The organism is Treponema pectinovorum (assembly GCF_900497595.1).
GTDB classification, from domain to species: Bacteria; Spirochaetota; Spirochaetia; order Treponematales; family Treponemataceae; genus Treponema_D; species Treponema_D pectinovorum.
On record NZ_UFQO01000004.1, the window covers coordinates 216,925 to 232,912 of the forward strand.

19 protein-coding genes and 1 pseudogene are annotated in these 15,988 nt (G+C 33.1%); 18 read left to right on the top strand and 2 right to left on the bottom strand.

The annotated features are described in order from the left end of the window. Positions 1-96: 96 nt before the first annotated feature. From FXX65_RS07700 to FXX65_RS07710, 3 genes are read left to right on the top strand one after another with little or no spacing between them, the layout of a single operon-like run. Positions 97-1,056, top strand: a complete 960-nt coding sequence (locus FXX65_RS07700; protein WP_147615781.1) for a DMT family transporter — start codon at positions 97-99, stop codon at positions 1,054-1,056. Positions 1,057-1,088: 32 nt separating this feature from the next. Continuing rightward, on the top strand, positions 1,089-1,469 hold the full coding sequence (locus FXX65_RS07705; RefSeq protein WP_187116246.1) for a NusG domain II-containing protein: 381 nt from the start codon (positions 1,089-1,091) through the stop codon (positions 1,467-1,469). Beyond that, a complete protein-coding gene (locus FXX65_RS07710; protein ID WP_147615783.1) occupies positions 1,453-2,361 on the top strand; it encodes a Gx transporter family protein in 909 nt (302 codons plus the stop codon). Before FXX65_RS07705 ends, FXX65_RS07710 begins: the two co-directional genes overlap by 17 nt. Here FXX65_RS07710 and FXX65_RS07715 read toward each other — a convergent pair. Continuing rightward, positions 2,345-3,379, bottom strand: a complete 1,035-nt coding sequence (locus FXX65_RS07715) for an FAD:protein FMN transferase (RefSeq protein ID WP_147615784.1) — start codon at positions 3,377-3,379, stop codon at positions 2,345-2,347. The genes FXX65_RS07710 and FXX65_RS07715 overlap by 17 nt on opposite strands. Positions 3,380-3,427: 48 nt before the next feature. Between FXX65_RS07715 and malQ the strand changes: the two genes are divergently transcribed. From malQ to FXX65_RS07770, 11 genes and pseudogenes are all read left to right on the top strand, one after another. Then, positions 3,428-5,011 carry a 4-alpha-glucanotransferase gene (gene malQ, locus FXX65_RS07720; RefSeq protein ID WP_147615785.1) on the top strand — a complete coding sequence of 528 codons (1,584 nt, stop codon included), beginning with the start codon at positions 3,428-3,430 and terminating at the stop codon, positions 5,009-5,011. A 128-nt stretch (positions 5,012-5,139) separates the two neighbouring features. Further along, complete coding sequence (locus tag FXX65_RS07725) at positions 5,140-5,715, top strand: chromate transporter (RefSeq protein WP_147615786.1); 576 nt, start codon at positions 5,140-5,142, stop codon at positions 5,713-5,715. Between the two features lie 45 nt (positions 5,716-5,760). After that, complete coding sequence (locus FXX65_RS07730) at positions 5,761-6,381, top strand: chromate transporter (RefSeq protein WP_147615787.1); 621 nt, start codon at positions 5,761-5,763, stop codon at positions 6,379-6,381. A 38-nt stretch (positions 6,382-6,419) separates the two neighbouring features. After that, complete coding sequence (gene deoD, locus FXX65_RS07735) at positions 6,420-7,130, top strand: purine-nucleoside phosphorylase (protein WP_147615788.1); 711 nt, start codon at positions 6,420-6,422, stop codon at positions 7,128-7,130. A gap of 218 nt (positions 7,131-7,348) precedes the next feature. Then, positions 7,349-8,266 carry a restriction endonuclease gene (locus FXX65_RS07740; protein WP_246104357.1) on the top strand — a complete coding sequence of 306 codons (918 nt, stop codon included), beginning with the start codon at positions 7,349-7,351 and terminating at the stop codon, positions 8,264-8,266. 212 nt (positions 8,267-8,478) lie between these two features. Beyond that, positions 8,479-8,775: pseudogene (locus tag FXX65_RS09800) on the top strand (DNA methyltransferase); the annotation flags it as partial. 28 nt (positions 8,776-8,803) lie between these two features. Further along, positions 8,804-9,088 carry a DNA-methyltransferase gene (locus tag FXX65_RS09805; protein ID WP_342781534.1) on the top strand — a complete coding sequence of 95 codons (285 nt, stop codon included), beginning with the start codon at positions 8,804-8,806 and terminating at the stop codon, positions 9,086-9,088. Positions 9,089-9,204: 116 nt separating this feature from the next. Continuing rightward, positions 9,205-9,834, top strand: coding sequence for a DUF6710 family protein (locus FXX65_RS07750; RefSeq protein WP_147615789.1), 630 nt, complete (start codon positions 9,205-9,207; stop codon positions 9,832-9,834). 131 nt (positions 9,835-9,965) lie between these two features. Then, positions 9,966-11,447 (top strand): DNA methyltransferase, encoded by a 1,482-nt coding sequence (locus FXX65_RS07760; RefSeq protein ID WP_246104358.1) that lies wholly within the window; start codon positions 9,966-9,968, stop codon positions 11,445-11,447. Further along, entirely contained in the window at positions 11,440-12,549 is a 1,110-nt protein-coding gene (locus FXX65_RS07765; RefSeq protein ID WP_147615792.1) for a hypothetical protein, read from the top strand. The genes FXX65_RS07760 and FXX65_RS07765 overlap by 8 nt, the downstream gene beginning before the upstream one ends. Positions 12,550-12,735: 186 nt before the next feature. Then, entirely contained in the window at positions 12,736-13,320 is a 585-nt protein-coding gene (locus FXX65_RS07770) for a RipA family octameric membrane protein (RefSeq protein ID WP_147615793.1), read from the top strand. Between the two features lie 306 nt (positions 13,321-13,626). On the opposite strand, the gene FXX65_RS07775 is transcribed toward FXX65_RS07770, so the two are convergent. Then, complete coding sequence (locus FXX65_RS07775) at positions 13,627-13,950, bottom strand: winged helix-turn-helix transcriptional regulator (protein WP_246104359.1); 324 nt, start codon at positions 13,948-13,950, stop codon at positions 13,627-13,629. Positions 13,951-14,084: 134 nt separating this feature from the next. Here FXX65_RS07775 and FXX65_RS07780 point away from each other — a divergent pair, with 134 nt between their 5' ends. The 4 genes from FXX65_RS07780 (at position 14,085) to FXX65_RS07790 (ending at position 15,831) form a co-directional block, all read left to right on the top strand. After that, positions 14,085-14,474: a nuclear transport factor 2 family protein gene (locus FXX65_RS07780; RefSeq protein WP_147615795.1), complete on the top strand. Its 390-nt coding sequence runs from the start codon at positions 14,085-14,087 to the stop codon at positions 14,472-14,474. Positions 14,475-14,702: 228 nt separating this feature from the next. Next, on the top strand, positions 14,703-14,999 hold the full coding sequence (locus FXX65_RS09725; RefSeq protein WP_222704226.1) for a hypothetical protein: 297 nt from the start codon (positions 14,703-14,705) through the stop codon (positions 14,997-14,999). Between the two features lie 94 nt (positions 15,000-15,093). Continuing rightward, the gene (locus FXX65_RS09730) at positions 15,094-15,318 is read left to right on the top strand and encodes a hypothetical protein (RefSeq protein ID WP_222704227.1); all 225 of its coding nucleotides are present in this window, start codon (positions 15,094-15,096) and stop codon (positions 15,316-15,318) included. 75 nt (positions 15,319-15,393) lie between these two features. Beyond that, positions 15,394-15,831 (top strand): hypothetical protein, encoded by a 438-nt coding sequence (locus FXX65_RS07790; protein ID WP_147615796.1) that lies wholly within the window; start codon positions 15,394-15,396, stop codon positions 15,829-15,831. The last annotated feature ends 157 nt before the right edge of the window (positions 15,832-15,988 follow it).

The following is a 15,988-nucleotide window of genomic DNA, read 5'->3' on the forward strand; positions in this document are numbered from 1 at the left end:
CCTTACAATCACTACCGCAAAATCTCTCTTTAAAAATTTTACTTCTTGTAAATAAACCCATTCGTTTCTATAATATTGCTTCATCATGGGAAAAATATGACTCAATCAAAAACATCACTAAAAGGAATTTTAATACTTCTTCTTACAGCGCTAATCTGGGGCAGTGCATTTATTGCTCAAAGCGAAGGTGCCTCTCATGTGAAGCCTTTTACTTTTAATAGCATAAGAACACTAATTGGGGCTTTTTCACTCCTTCCAGTTATTTTTCTAAAAGAAAGATTTACTTTTGGTTCAAAGACAAAAGAGGCAAGGGAGCAACGCCGCTTAGACGACAAAAAAATCTTTGTGTATGGCACTTTTATGGGGCTTGCGCTTTGTTTTGCGTCTAATTTTCAGCAGTTTGCCTTTGTTGATCCAAATCATTCTTCTGGAAAAATCGCCTTTATAACTGCGGCCTATATGTTTTTGGTTCCAATAATCGGAATTTTCTTAAAAAAAAGGGTTTCTATAGTAACTTGGGTTTGCGTCTTCATAGGTTTTTTGGGGCTTTATTTTTTGTGCATAGACGAAAGAGGACTTGGTTCAATAACACAAAGCGACATACTTGCTTTTATCTGTGCATTTTTTTTCGCAATTCAAATACTCTTAATAGAACGCTTTGCTCCAGGTTTGGATGGCGTAAAATTGAGTTGTGTTCAATTTTTTGTTTCTGGCTTAATAACTTTTGTTTTAATGTTTATCTTCGAAAAGCCAAACTTAACATCTATAAAATCCGCAGGACTTTCAATTTTGTATGCTGGAATTATGAGTTCTGGAGTTGCCTATACATTGCAGGTTATAGGACAGCAATTTTGCGAAGCTACTCTTGCTTCTTTAATAATGTGCATGGAAAGCGTATTTGCGGTTTTAATGGAAGCAGCCTTTGCTGTTTGGTTTTTAGCAGGCGGAAAAATTCTTTCTTTAAGAGAAATTATGGGCTGTTCTATAATGTTCTTTGCGATAATTTTAAGTCAGCTCGCACAGATTTTTGTACAGAAAAAGGCTAGAAATTTTTGAGAGCGAATTTTTTCTTTGCTATAAAAAAATCGTTGAAGCTTTTGGATGTAATTTTTTTTATCATCATCTTTTTTACAGCGTCGTATTTTACGCTTTTAATTTTTAAGGGCAAGCACACTGATTCTGTTTTAATAAAAACTCAGTCAAAAACTTACGAAATTCCACTCACTAAAGAACAAAGAATATACAAAGTACAAGGCGCGTTGGGAATTACAGAAATTCAAATAAAAGATTACAAAGTCAAAGTTTTATCGTCTGCCTGCCCAAACAAAAACTGCATACGAGCAGGCAAAAGCGATTTGATAATCTGTGCTCCAAACAAAGTTATGATTCAAGTTTTAAAAGATAACTCAAAAAAAATAATTCACCGCACAAAAAAGACAAAGGAGCACTTTGATGCCGTTACTCAATAACGAAAAAAGGTCTCTGCTTGCTTTTTTAACTTCAAAAGCATTGGCACTTTCTTATAAAGAACAATTTTTTCCACAGATTTTTCCGTTTTTTAAGATTGGACTTTCAAATGCTGTTATCTTAAAATCCTTTGATTTTTCCTATTCTGTTTTTTTTGCCCTGTGCGTTTTAAAATCTTTTGCTGCCTGCACGATAAGCGGAACTTTGTTTTCTCCTTTTTTTATTGTAAGTTTTGTGCAATCTGTTTTTTCAGGAAGCCTTATGTATGCGGTCAATAAGTTGCATCTCAATTCTGTGTTTGGGCTTTCGGCTTTGGGTGCAGCGTTTAGCGCGGTTGTTCAAATTCTTTTCTGTTCTTTTTATATGAAGCAGGATTTGTCTGTTTTTTTAGGACCAATGCTTTTTTTTAGCCTTTTTAGTTCGGTTTTAAGTGCGAGTGTTGCTTTAAAGTTAAAATTTGATTTTTCATCGATTGATGATTCTGGAGATTCTTCTTGTAAAAAATCTGTAGGAAGCGAACAAAAATCTATTCAAGAAAAGCAGATGAGTAAAACTAAATTTTACATTTTAATCTTTTGCATAACAGGTTTTTCTGTTGCAATTTTTTTTATAAAAAATCTTATACTTTTAACGATTTTTTTAGCAGTGTGCTTGTGCCTTCAATTTTTTGCAAAAAGAAAATTTCGTCTTTTGAATCATCTTTTTTTGTGGGCTTTTATAATTTTAGTTCCTTTTTTATTGAATCAAAACTCCGCTGAACTTTTATTGGATAATGTTCGCCGTGCGCTTAGGCTTTCTTCTTCTATCGCTTTGTCGCAAGCGTGCACAAAGATAAAATTTCCAAAAAATTCTATGATTGCACTCACCTTAAAAAACTTTAACGAAGAAGTGTAAAATCATTTTTTAATCCCTGCGAGCAAAATACACTTCCATCTTTAAAAACGATTAAATATTCAAAATCGCGATGAGCCTTCCAGTAGTTTTCGGCATCGTTTTTTCCTAAAACGAACAAGGCTGTGCTGAGCGAATCCGCATACAAACCGCTTTGAGCAACAACCGTAACGCTTGCAATGTCGTTTTCAACTGGTTTTGCAGTTTTTGAATCAAAAATATGGATAAAGGTGTTTCCTTCGTCATCTGTAAAAAATCTTTCGTATCCTCCACTTGTCACAATCGCTTTATCGTTTGCCGTTATAAAGCCTATCGCAAGATTTTCGTTTTTTTGCGGAAAGAAAGGATTTTTTATCCCGACTTTCCAGTCTTCAATTTTGCCACCTGTTTTTTTTGCACCTAAAAGATTGATGTTTCCTCCTAAATCTATAACCGCAGATTCTATTCCATTCTCTTTTAAAATCTGCTTTGCTCTGTCAGAAGCGTAACCTTTTCCAACAGCACCCAAGTCGCACTGCATTCCGCTTTGCATTGTCAAAAAATGTCCGCTTTCGTGCTTTTGGAGTTTTACTTTTGGAAAATCTATAAATTTTAAGACGGAATCGATTTCATTTTGGGAAGGAACTTTAAAATTTCCCGTTGTAAAGCCCCAGAGTTTAGTTGCAGGATACAAAAACGGATTCAGTGCACCTCCAGTTTGCCGTGCAATTCGTAACGCAAAATCGATTAAAAAATAAGTTTCGCCATCTAATTTGTGCGGAAAATCTTTTGCGTCGTTTAAAAGTTTTATTGTGGAATTTTCTTTTGTTACAGAAATTAAATTTTCAATCCGCTCTATCTCTTCTTTCGCTTTTTGATTTGCCGCTTTTGCGTTTTTTCCATTTGATTTTATCGTTATGAGCGTGTCCATCGCATCAAAAGTCAAAGTGTCGTTCTTTTGTGTGCAGGAAAAAAATGAAAAACAAATCAATGCGAGTGCAATAAATAAAAACTCATTAAATTTCATCTTTGAAAAATCCATATCATAAAAACTCTACTTCAAAAAGTTGTTGTGTGCTAGAATTAAAAAATGAAATTATCCAGAAAATCGGGAATTCTTGTTCATCCCACTTCTTTGCCAAATTCTTATGCAATCGGCACTTTCGGAAAAGCAGCCTTTGATTTTATTGACTATCTTTCACGCTCAAAAATTGGTCTTTGGCAGGTTTTGCCGCTGGGTCCTACGGGCTATGGTGACTCTCCTTATCAGGCATTTTCGGCCTTTGCGTTAAATCCTCTCCTTATAGATTTTGAAAATTTAGTGGAACGGCTTTGGGCAACTCAAGATGAGGTTGAGATTCCGCCACACATAAAAAAAGATGGAAATATAGATTTTGGCTCGACTGTGATTTGGAAAACCGAAGTTCTAAAAAAAATTGCCTTTCGCATTCAAAAAAAAGGATTTTCTGCTGCAAAAGAATTTGAGCAGTTCTGCAAAGAAAACGATTTTTGGCTTAAGGATTACGCTGCTTTTATGAGCATAAAATCGCATTTTGAAGACAAGGGAATTTGGAACAAGGCTTGGTGCGAAGATTTGCGCCATCACGAAAAAAATGCAATAAGGGAGTGGGAAAAATCTCATGCTGAAGAAATTTTTTGCATAAAACTCACTCAATTTTTTGCTTTTACTCAATGGAATGAACTTCACGAATATGCAAAATTGAAAGATGTAGAAATAATAGGCGATATGCCGATTTTCGTGAGTGCGGACAGCGCGGATGTTTGGGCAAATCAAAAGTTTTTTCAACTCGACGAAAATTCGCTTCCAAAATTTGTGGCTGGCGTTCCTCCAGATTATTTTAGTCCTACTGGGCAACTTTGGGGAAATCCTCTTTATAACTGGAAGGCACTCGCACAAGACGGCTATAGTTGGTGGATTTTGCGATTTAAAAAGATGTGCGAACTTTTTGACTACGTGCGGATAGATCATTTTAGAGGCTTTGACTCTTATTGGGCTGTAAAATACGGACAAAAGACCGCGGAAAAAGGACGCTGGTTAAAAGGTCCGGGCTTTGCTTTTTTTGAAAGCGTAAAAAAATCGCTTGGAGATTTACCGCTTTTGGCAGAAGACTTGGGCGAAATAAATGACAGCGTTCGCAATTTGCTTAAAAAGACGAATTTTCCAGGGATGAAAGTTTTGCAGTTTGGCTTTGATACAGCAGAAGCACAAAAAGGAGCTTTAATAAATTCATTTTTGCCGCATACATATACAAATCCAAATTCTGTTGCCTATACAGGAACTCACGATAACGACACGACTCAAGGGAGTCTTAACGCTATGAGCGAAGAATGTTTGTGCCTTGTTGCAAGTTATGTCGAAGGTCGCGAGGTTTTTAAAGAAGAAGCAATTTCAATGCGAAACAGTGGAGAGTTGTGCAGAAAACTGGTTTCGCTCTGTTTTGCTAGTACAGCGGTGTTTGCTATAGTTCCTCTTCAAGACCTTTATAATTTTGGCTCTGATTGCAGAATGAACACTCCAGGAACTAGCTCTCAAAACTGGACTTGGCGAATGAGAAGCGACATGCTCTACGGAGAAATTGCAGAAGAAAAATCTCAATGGTTAAGAACGCTGAATATGCTTTATGCGCGCTGTGCCATAAAAACGGACAAGTAAAAAAAGAAAAAAACGCTTGTAACAAAAGCAGCTTTTGCATTATAAAATTTGGATAAATCTTTTATCTTTTTGAGTTTATGTTTTAAATCAAAAATGAAGACGCATTCGTTAAAAATAGGAAATATTTTATGGAGAAAAAAATCAACATCCTTTGGCAACTTTTTTGTTTGCTTTTTAAAGTTGGGCTTTTTACCTTTGGTGGCGGAATCGCAATGCTTCCAATTCTCGAGAGGGAACTTGTAGAAAAGCGCGGGTGGACAACTTCCAACGAACTTTTGGACTGGTTTGCAATAGGTCAGTCAACTCCGGGAATCATCGCTGTAAATGTTTCTACTTTTATAGGATATAAAAAGGCAGGCGTAGTCGGTGCCTGCGTTGCGACTTTTGCGATGGTTTTGCCTTCGATAATAATAATCACTATTATCGCAATTTTTATAAACAACTTTGCAGAACTCCTGTGGGTTCAAAAAGCGCTTCGCGGAATAAACGTTGCCGTTGCTGCAATATTGACCAATGCTGTATATAAATTTGCAAAAAAATCGGTAAAAGACGCCTTTGGTTTTTTTCTTTTGGTTTTAGCTTTTGTTTTAATCTTTGTGTTTAAAATTCCTACAGTCTGTGTAATTTTTGGAAGTTGTGTTCCAGGACTTGTGATTTTACTTTTTAAAGAAAAAGTTCTAAATCGTAAAGGAAAAAATGAATAAAACTCAAGTTATTTTCTATTTATAAGACTTATTTTTGGAGAAATTATGAGTGAATTTTTAATGAATGAAATACAAAGTCAAACGATTCCGGGGCTTTTTTGTCTTGCAGGGCTATTTTTTTACATTGGACTAATAACTATAGGCGGAGGGCAGGTTGGAATAACGATAATGCAGCAGATGCTTGTTGATAATTTTCCACTTTTGAGCGAAGAAAAATTTTTTAATATGGTTGCAATCTCTGAATCAACACCAGGGCCAATAGGCATAAATATGGCAACCTATGTGGGAACAGAATTGTACGGTGTTTTTGGAGGTGTAATTACAACTTTTGGTCAGGTTTTGCCTTCTCTCATAACTATAATTTTGATTGTGCGTTTTTTCGGTAAATTTTCAGAGAAAAAAGGTGTGCAGGCAGCATTTTCGACCTTGCGTCCAGCGGTTTCTGGAGTTATAGCGGTTGCAGCTGCAAGAGTTTTGATTTTAGCGATGGTTACAATTCTTCCTTCTTTTAATGCTTTTATGATTTCAACCTGGCAAGGCGGAATAACATTAAGCGCTTTAAATGTGGTTTTCTATCTTTTGTGCCTTGTTCTTCTCTTTAAGACAGAATTTCATCCTGTTTTTATAGTTTTAGCAGGCGCGATATACGGAGTTTTCTTTTGTTAAAATTAAAAAAACTTTGATACCTGTGCTACAATAAAACCATGAGTACACATATAAATGCACCACAAGGCGCGATTGCAAAAAATATACTTCTTCCAGGGGATCCTTTAAGGGCAAAGTTTATAGCAGAAAATTTTCTTGAAAATCCAAAACTTTACAATGAAGTTCGTGGAATGTTAGGTTTTACTGGAACATACAAAGGTGTTCCAATAAGCGTGCAGGGAACAGGAATGGGGCAGCCTTCACTTTCTATCTATGTAACAGAGCTTTTTAAAGATTATGGAGTTGAAAACGCTATAAGGGTTGGGACTTGTGGAGCGATTCAGGAAGATCTGGAACTGCGTGATACGATAATAGTAAATTCCGCATGCTCGGATTCTTCCTTGTTAAATCAGAGATTTGAAAATCTTCATTTTGCACCAACTGCAGATTTTTCGCTTGTAAAAACGGCAGACCGAATTGCTCAATATATGAAGATAAGATATTCGGTTGGCTCTGTCGCATCTTCAGACTTTTTTTATGATATAAATTCCAACTGGAAAACCTGGGCAAAATACGGCGTTAAAGGAATCGAGATGGAAAGCGCAGAGCTTTTTACGCTCGCAGCCCAATACAAAAGGCGAGCAATGGCAATAATGACCGTAAGCGATCACATTCTAAAAGGAACTCAAACCACAGCACAAGAAAGGCAAACTTCTTTTACGAACATGATGAGCCTTGCACTCCAGACAATAGTGGAAATAAATCGATAAATTAAATTGATTTTGATGACTGATGTGGCGTTTTTTTATAACAATGTGATTTTGATTATATCGGACACTTTGTTTCATTATTTAATGATTTATCTTTTATTGCTACGGAAAATGATGTCTTTAAGTTCCATGCTGAAGACTTTAAACAGCTTTTCGGTTAAAAACAATGTTATACACAGTCCCAATAATTTGATTAAAAAAAAAGGAGATATAAAAATTTGAAAGAGATTCCCGATTATCAAACATTAATGCTTCCTGTTTTAAAATGTGTTGCAGATGGAAATGAACATAAAATAAAAGATATAATTGAAAAACTTGCTGAAGAATTTTCACTGACGGAAGACGAGTTGGGAATTATGATTCCCAGTGGTACTCAAAGCGTTTTTTATAATCGTGTCGGATGGGCAAGAACATACTTAAAAAAAGCGAATCTTATAAATTCAGAAACAAAAGGTTCTATAAAAATTACTGAAAGAGGAAAACAAATTTTAAAAGAAAATCCTCAAAAGATTGACAATAAATTCCTAAAACAATTTGATGAATTCGTAGAGTTTAGAAACAAAGTAAATCCCAAAAAAGAAAAAATAGACTTTGAAACTGAATATATAAATCAAACTCCAGAAGAATTAATTGATGGTGCATTTCAAGATTTTCAAAAATCATTAGCAGAAGAGTTGCTTGAAAAAATCAGAAAAGTAAATCCATCTTTTTTTGAACGATTAGTTGTCGCTTTACTTGTAAAAATGGGATATGGCGGTTCAATAAAAGATGCGGGAAGAGCAGTTGGAAAATCGGGAGATGAAGGAATAGACGGTATAATAAAAGAAGATAAATTAGGTTTGGATGTAATTTATATCCAGGCAAAAAGATGGAAAGAAAATAATATAATAGGACGTCCCGAAATTCAAAAATTTGTCGGTGCATTGGCTGGGCAAGGTGCGAAGAAAGGAATTTTTATAACAGCTTCATCGTTTTCAAAAGAAGCACAGGAATATAAACCGATGAATGATACGAAAGTCATTTTAATAGATGGAATTGAACTTGCAAATTTAATGATAGAATATAATTTAGGTGTTGCTCCTTTACATAGTTACGAGTTAAAAAGGATCGATAGTGATTATTTTGAGGAAGAATAAATCATGATTCCAGTAAATTTTATGATTCAAAATTATATAAAGAATTAGAAAAAAAAGAACAAATTATTTCTGATATTGAAAATCCTTTTCCGAAAGAATTACTTGATTCAATTATATTAGGCTCGTGTGAAAATATGAATAAAATACCCGATAATTCTTTGCATTTAATGATAACATCTCCTCCCCACAATGTATAAAAAGAATATGATGATGATTTATCATTGGAAGAATATTTGAAACTTCTTGAGAATGCTTTTTCCGAAACATACCGGGTGCTTGTAAATGGAGGGAGGGCATGTATAAATATTGCAAATTTAGGACGCAAACCGTATATTCCATTATCAGATTATCTTTCAAAAATGATTATAGATATAGGTTTTAATATGCGAGGAGAAATTATCTGGAATAAGGCGGCAAGTGCCAGTCCTTCAACAGCATGGGGCAGTTGGCAAAGCGCATCAAACCCTACATTAAGAGATATTATTAGTTTTTTCAAAAGAAAATTATAAACGCCAACAGTTACAAAAAGAAAACATCATACAGCGTGAAGAGTTTATGGAATGGACAAAGTCAATTTGGACAATGAATGCTGAAAGTGCAAAGAGGGTCGGACATCCGGCTCCTTTTCCGATCGAATTACCTTATAGATTGATTCAATTATATTCTTTTAAAAATGATATAGTTTTGGACCCTTTTATGGGCAGCGGAACAACTGCTATAGGAGCTTTAAAATCTCAACGGCATTATATAGGATATGAAATAAATAATGATTATATAAATTTAGCAAATGAAAGGATTTATCCATATAAAATTGATAATTAGTTGTTTGCATAGATTGTAATTACTTTCTTTTCGCCTAACCTTCGCTTAAACCTGACATTGCCTTTACGCAAATCCAGGTTAAGCAAGTGTTAGACGGACGGTTTGCGTGAGGAAATATGATAATTAAGAAAAAAGCATTTTATTCATCTTTACGTTTATACAACGAAATAAAAAACTACAATGTAACTGAATTACAAAATATTACAAGTCATCTGTGTGATTTAGTAATTTATAAATATATAAGTTCAGTATTACTGAACAAAGAACATTGCTCAATGGCAAACTTACGAATGAATCAGTTATTTATTGATTTCTGTCAGTTTGAAAAGGACTATCCATTTTGTAAATCTGTTAAAACAGAAATTGTGGAACATGAAATGAATCTTAACGATTCCGCTGTTTTATCATTTCCATGGAAAAAGGGCAGTGTTCTTTGGATGTTGCAAGAAATCCCAAACTCTGACTTTGTATGGAAAGAAGAGGTTTATCATAGTATAACATTGGTAAAACCTTTTAATTTCTATTTTGTAAATAGTGGTAATCATTCTATAGCAGGTGGTCGAATAGCAAGAAAGGGAACCATAACATGTAATGACGCAATAGATTATACAAACATAATCAGGACTTATGATTATGATGGCAAGTATTTTTATAATGAAATAAATAAACGATTAAATAAACCTTTCCTAAATGAATTTGGAGAACTATTTATTATTGGAAAAGTTTTACTTGAGAAAACCACCTAACACCCGCTTCAACCTGACATTGCGGACTAGCCGCAAATGCAGGTTAAGCGAATGTTATGTGGACACCCCACAGGGGTGCTGTTTTTGTGTTTATATAGAAATTTTAAAAGAAATATTGTATTATGTGCACTATGAATCAGCCAACGCTTTTTGACATAAAAGAAAACCACACTGCAGAAAGTATATCAAATCCAAAAACTTATAAAGGTATTTATGCTTTTCATAAGTATTGGGGTAAGAAACCTATTGAAAGTTTGAATTACTGCATAGAAAATTGTACGAATAAAAATGATATTGTTTTTGATCCGTTTTTAGGCTCCGGATTAATTTCTAAAGAAGCTCATAATTTAGGCAGGCGTTTTTTAGGGATAGATATAAATCCTTTCTCGATTGAGCATACATTATTTTTACTGTCATTGCCAAAAGCAGAAGATTATAAAAAAGCAATAAATTTAATAAAGAAAACTGTATTGCCACAGATTTCAAAAAGTTATTCGTTGGAAAATAATGATGTTGCAACGCATTTTTTATGGTACAAAGATACATTGCAAGAAGTATGGACTAAAAATAATACTTCTCGAAAAAAAATACAGTTAAAACCTACAAAGTTTGATTTAAGTAAAATCAAGAAATTTGAAAGCTATTCTATCAGGAATATTCGAAAAGGAACTTTTTTTGAAAACTCAAGGATAAATTCCTTGGAAAATATGACCGTATACGATTTATTTACAAAACGGGCATTGTATAATATTGATTTAATTCTCGATGAGATTAACAAGTTTTCTGGAGACTTAAAAAGAGCTTTGCAATTAACATTAACATCATCATCTGGACAAATGTCAAACATGGTGTTTGCTATTACAGGTCGCGGAAAAACTAAAAATCAACAATCAGAAAAAATCGAAGTTGGTAGTTGGGTTATTGGATTGTGGAGACCTGACTTACATTTTGAAATAAATGTCTGGAATTCTTTTGAAAACAGGGCTAACAAATTATATAAAGCATTGTTAGAGCAGGAGGCTTCTCCTGTATCATATAAAAATACAGTTTCTGACTTTTATACAAAAAAAGCCGCGATAGGAATTATTCAAGGAAACTCAAAGAATGAATTGAAGAAAATACCATCTGAGTCTATAAAACTTATTATTACAGACCCGCCACATAGTGACAGAATTCCTTATTTGGAGTTATGTGAAATGTGGAACTGCTTGTTGAATAAACAGTCTGATTTTTCAGAAGAGATTGTTGTTTCAAATGCGAAAACTCGTAACAAAAATAAAGATGAATACTTGAATGACATGCGTGAAATTTTAACTGAATCATCGCGTATCCTAGCAAAAGATGGTTATTTATTATTGTATTTTAATGCAAAAGATAAGAATGGCTGGAGCTTTTTTGATAGCATTGAAAAACAAAATTCTCTGGTTTATCTAGGTTCTTTTCCGATGGAATATTCTGCGAACTCTGTTGTGCAAGACAATAGAAAAGGAGCGATGAAATCCGATTATGTATTAGTTTTTAATCATTTAAAAACGGAAAAAACGCTTGGCATATTCAATAAAATAAATGGTTGGACAAGTGATAAACCATTTAAGGATGTGAAAAATGCTTAATAATTTTAACAAATGGAAGTCTGTTTATGATGTGGGAGAGTTGCTTCCCTTTACAGATAACAAAGAAGCACTGCTATGGCTAAAAGTTAAATCTATAGTACGAAAAGAAATTATCAATGAATTTTGTTCTGAAAATCAGATTTTTTTAGAAACAACTTCTTTAATAAAACAGTTTGAAGAACTCTTCAATTTGCTTACCACTAATGTAGATGAATCACATAAGAAACTTGATTCATACATTCTTTTTAAGAATGTACAAATCTTGAAGGAATTGGATCAAGAAAAGCTAGTTTCAGAACTTTATAAATTACAAAATTTTGAATGGGGTGGAGATTATCAGAATTCACTAGACAAATACTTGGTTAGTCATTATGTAAAAATCATTCAATCATTCGATGAATTAACTTCAAAATTTGATAAAGAAATAAAACACGCTGTTCAGGGATATGTTTTAAACAGTTGGTATAATCACTGGTCAAGCATTTTAATTGAACATATTTTCAAATCTCATAAAATTGTATTGCCAACTGTAGGACAAATAAAAAGTGTAGATTTTTTTGTAAATCAAATACCTTTTGATTTGAAAGTCACTTACTTTCCTGCTGAATTCCTGAAAGCTCAAAGGAAATTAAAAGGTTATCCCGTAGAATTAACTTACTTAAAGTCTAAGGCAAAAGAGCTTGGAATTACTTATGATAAGGATGCAAAGATAAATGAAATTCATTATGAAATTTCAGAAAAACTCAAGGATAGAAATTCAAAAGAAAGTTTAGAGGTCTTAAGCACACTTAAACAAGAAAATCTTGGTATTGTAAAAGAATGTATAAAAAATCCTAAATTACTTGCTAAATGGTTATATGAGAATCAAGGAGAAATGAGGTTTGGTTCTGAGAATCGTTTATTTTTGGTTTTAATAGATACAGATGATTTTTCTGCTTCTTGGAAATTAAAAAGAAATTTAGATTTATTAAAGCCGTCAATTTATAATTATTTGAATAATTTTGACAAAAAATCTTTGAATGATATGAAAATTGATTTCACCTTTCAAGGTAAATCTAAAATTTATACAACTTATGCAGATGTAATTTTTGTATTGAAGTAAAAAACACATAACCCCCGCTTCAGCCTGCCATTGCCTTTACGGCAATGCAGGTTAAGCGGTAGTTAAATTACCCCACCTAAAAGCGGGCAAGAGAAAATATTTATTCAGATAATATGCATATTGATGTAATCAAAATTATAAGTATTAGTTTGTAAATATTGTTATTATATCGAGAGGAGTAAAAATATGAACAATGAAGAACAATATCATTTATTAATCAAAGCGAGAAATTTTCATTATGATAATTTCAATAAATGGATGACTTTTTTTTATGTTGCAGTTGGGGCGATTTTTGTTGGATACTACAGCATTGTAGAAAAAACAGAATTAAATTTCGAAAAAATAATAATTCTATCTATCGGATTGCTTGTGTCTATATTCTGGCATTGGTCATGTAAAGGATATTACTATTGGATTACCAATTTCATACAATTAATTCAATTATATGAGGAAAAGATGCCTCCGATGAATCGTGTGTATTTTTGTATGGTAAATAAAGCGAGTAACAATAACTATTGTAACCCAGTATCAGGGGCAAATATTTCAACATCGAAAATAACATTATTATTTTCTTTTATTGTGACATTTTCATGGAGCTTATTATTAACTAATAAAATAATACACATTAATAAACTAAATATAATCTGGGGTAAAATTAGCATTCTATTTTATTGTATTTCTTTTGTTATAACCTATATAATATTAGTATTAATACCTTACTTGTTCTTGCAAAGTGATATATCAAATTATCCAGAATTAAAAAACAGATAACCTAACACCTGCTTCAACCTGACATTGCTATGGAAATTGCTTATGGCGCCTCGCCACTTGCGCAGCTCCGCTTTTTTATGCAAATTTCGCGACAACTTTGCCGCCGGTATGCACGTCGACAAAACCACAAATACAGGTTAAGTGCCTCGTTAGGTTGACAACCAACGCCATTTATAAACAATTATCAAAAGACCTATCTATGGGAATTTGATATTTCAAGCATTCTATTGATTGAAAATGATTCCATAAATAAGTTTCAATATAAAAAATAATATACGGAGAAAAATTCTACTCGTTTTTTCCTTTTTACATTTTATTTAATTCGGCGATATAATTTAACCCGAAAATCTCAATCTCGTCTAATACTTTTTGAAACTGAGTTCCCAATTTACTCAAAGAGTATTCAACATGAGGCGGGACTTCGGCAAAGACTTTGCGGTCGATTAGTTTATCTTTTTCAAGCTGACGGAGCTGTCTTGTTAAAACAGTTCTAGTTGTTGTGGGCATTAATTTTTCGAGTTCATTAAACCTTTTTGTACCCGTACTCAGATGATACAAAATTATAATCGCCCATTTTCCTTGCAATACTCTTTGAGTAGTAGCGAAGGGACACTTATCATAAATCGACATTATAAAAATCCTTCTTAAGTATTATATTTGATACTATATATTATAAATATTCGTACTTATAAATTCAAGACTAAAGACTATAATGATACTTAAAGAAGTGAGAAACACTTCTCAATATTTACTGGAGAAATGTTATGAAACATGAAGTAATGAAGGTCTTTGCTGCTTATCGAGATGCACTGGAAAAGGGTGATTTTGCGGGAGCTTTTGCAACTATGTCCGACACTGTTGTATGGCACATTGGAGGGGAAAGTTCGCTTTCAAGTACGATTATAGGGAAACAAGCATTGGGTGAGCGTCTAGGAGAATTCGCAAAAAGGAGCGGCGGCACATTTAAAGTTATTACCAATTGGGCTGCGAGCAACGAGTGTTTTGTTGCTGCAAGTGTTATCTCCGTGGCACAGAGAGGAACTGATAAGCTAAATGATCCGGGTATTGATTTATTCAAAATAGAAAATGGAAAGATACAAGAAGTATGGACTTTTGCCGAACAACAATCGGCAGAAGACAAATTTTGGGGTTAAGATAGAATTTTTCTGTGTTATAGATAATTCATCGTAGTAAAATAAATAAAAGGCATCTAACACCCACTTCAACTCTGACATTTGTTTTGGCGTAAAACTTGCTTAATGTGCCTTTACGGCACCGCAAGTTTTGAGCCAGCTTTGCCGCTGCTATGCGCATCGGCAAAGCCACAAATGCAGGTTAAGCGGGTGTTATGTGGATTGCCCACTGGGCAACAGGATAGAAAAATGAATAAAATCTGGGGATTTTTGCGAGAAACAACAGAGTTGGCTAAAAAAGTAGGAATAGATAAAGATACGGGCTTAATTAGGACAGGATTAGATGAATATTTGAAAATTATATTTCCAGAAACCAAAGATTGGCTGCATGATAAAGCATTTGGAGAATATAACGGACAAAAGTATAAAATAAGACCAGACTATCGAAGTGAAAATTTGAAATTAATCATTGAGTTTGATGGACTTCCTCATTATAAAAATCCTGCTGTGATAGAAAAAGATTATATAAATCAAAAAGATATATGAAGATAATAGGTATAAAGTTGTAATAGTCCGGTACTTTATTCAACTTTCAAAGGAAGTTGTAGAAAAACTGTTTGGAGTTGAGGTACCAGACCTCTTGTTTGATGCAACAATTCCTTCATTAGGTATTAATGGACAACATTCTACTGCATATTTATGTCCTGCAGGAATCAGAATAATGGTTAAAGAATTTCTTGATTATCCTGAACAATATCAAGTAAATCTTAAAGCTTTAAAAGATGCGAATAATCCGACCTTATCTGGAGTAGGCTTATTGGAGAAAGAAATGGAAAAATTAAAAAAAGAGGAAATTAATGATTGAAATAATAAAAGTTGTAACTCCAATACTAACAGCAATTGTAGGTCTTTTTACAAAAAATTTTTTTTATCTCGTTCTATGAGAAAAACTGAAATTTTTAAACAAATTAGAAAAGAATATCTTGAGGATAAAATAATAGGATATTATTATTTCCAATCGTTCTTAGGGGTTTCTTTACCTAAAAATCAAGTTGATTTTATTTTAAATTCAGAAGAAGCTTATTCGATATTAAAGGTGATAAAAAATTCTAATGGTAAATATACATTTGATGGCAAGAAATTTAAGAGTAAAATAAACAAATTGCAATGCGTTTTTGCTTATACTGGATACTTTATTTCTTCACTTGTTTTAATGTTTTATTTATTATTTTATGGTGAAATACAAACGTATATAAGTTTAAAATTATATATACTATTTTTTATCTTCTTGTCTGCTATCTTTATGCCAATTTTAATAAGTAGTATAATTCGCATTTCAGAAATAAGGGATGTGCAACAATTAGAAAAATTTACATAAAAAAGAAAAAGGTGTACATAACACTCTTTTCAAAAGAGATAAGTTGCTGGGTAACTTGTGCTTAAGGAAAACTTTTATGTTGACAACCTCATAGGCGTCAAGGAGCAAGCGTGTACTTATACAAAATTTTGAAAAAAAAGAATTAAGAAAAGCCTAT

Bases quoted from the DNA above. Each gene is read 5' to 3' on its own strand.
- FXX65_RS07775 (WP_246104359.1), bottom strand. From the start codon at position 13,950: ATGTCGATTTATGATAAGTGTCCCTTCGCTACTACTCAAAGAGTATTG.
- FXX65_RS07710 (WP_147615783.1), top strand. From the start codon at position 1,453: ATGCCGTTACTCAATAACGAAAAAAGGTCTCTGCTTGCTTTTTTAACT.
- deoD (WP_147615788.1), top strand. From the start codon at position 6,420: ATGAGTACACATATAAATGCACCACAAGGCGCGATTGCAAAAAATATA.
- FXX65_RS07780 (WP_147615795.1), top strand. From the start codon at position 14,085: ATGAAACATGAAGTAATGAAGGTCTTTGCTGCTTATCGAGATGCACTG.
- FXX65_RS07770 (WP_147615793.1), top strand. From the start codon at position 12,736: ATGAACAATGAAGAACAATATCATTTATTAATCAAAGCGAGAAATTTT.
- malQ (WP_147615785.1), top strand. From the start codon at position 3,428: ATGAAATTATCCAGAAAATCGGGAATTCTTGTTCATCCCACTTCTTTG.
- FXX65_RS07730 (WP_147615787.1), top strand. From the start codon at position 5,761: ATGAGTGAATTTTTAATGAATGAAATACAAAGTCAAACGATTCCGGGG.
- FXX65_RS07790 (WP_147615796.1), top strand. From the start codon at position 15,394: ATGAGAAAAACTGAAATTTTTAAACAAATTAGAAAAGAATATCTTGAG.
- FXX65_RS07725 (WP_147615786.1), top strand. From the start codon at position 5,140: ATGGAGAAAAAAATCAACATCCTTTGGCAACTTTTTTGTTTGCTTTTT.
- FXX65_RS07765 (WP_147615792.1), top strand. From the start codon at position 11,440: ATGCTTAATAATTTTAACAAATGGAAGTCTGTTTATGATGTGGGAGAG.
- FXX65_RS09725 (WP_222704226.1), top strand. From the start codon at position 14,703: ATGAATAAAATCTGGGGATTTTTGCGAGAAACAACAGAGTTGGCTAAA.
- FXX65_RS07715 (WP_147615784.1), bottom strand. From the start codon at position 3,379: ATGGATTTTTCAAAGATGAAATTTAATGAGTTTTTATTTATTGCACTC.
- FXX65_RS07750 (WP_147615789.1), top strand. From the start codon at position 9,205: ATGATAATTAAGAAAAAAGCATTTTATTCATCTTTACGTTTATACAAC.
- FXX65_RS07760 (WP_246104358.1), top strand. From the start codon at position 9,966: ATGAATCAGCCAACGCTTTTTGACATAAAAGAAAACCACACTGCAGAA.
- FXX65_RS07700 (WP_147615781.1), top strand. From the start codon at position 97: ATGACTCAATCAAAAACATCACTAAAAGGAATTTTAATACTTCTTCTT.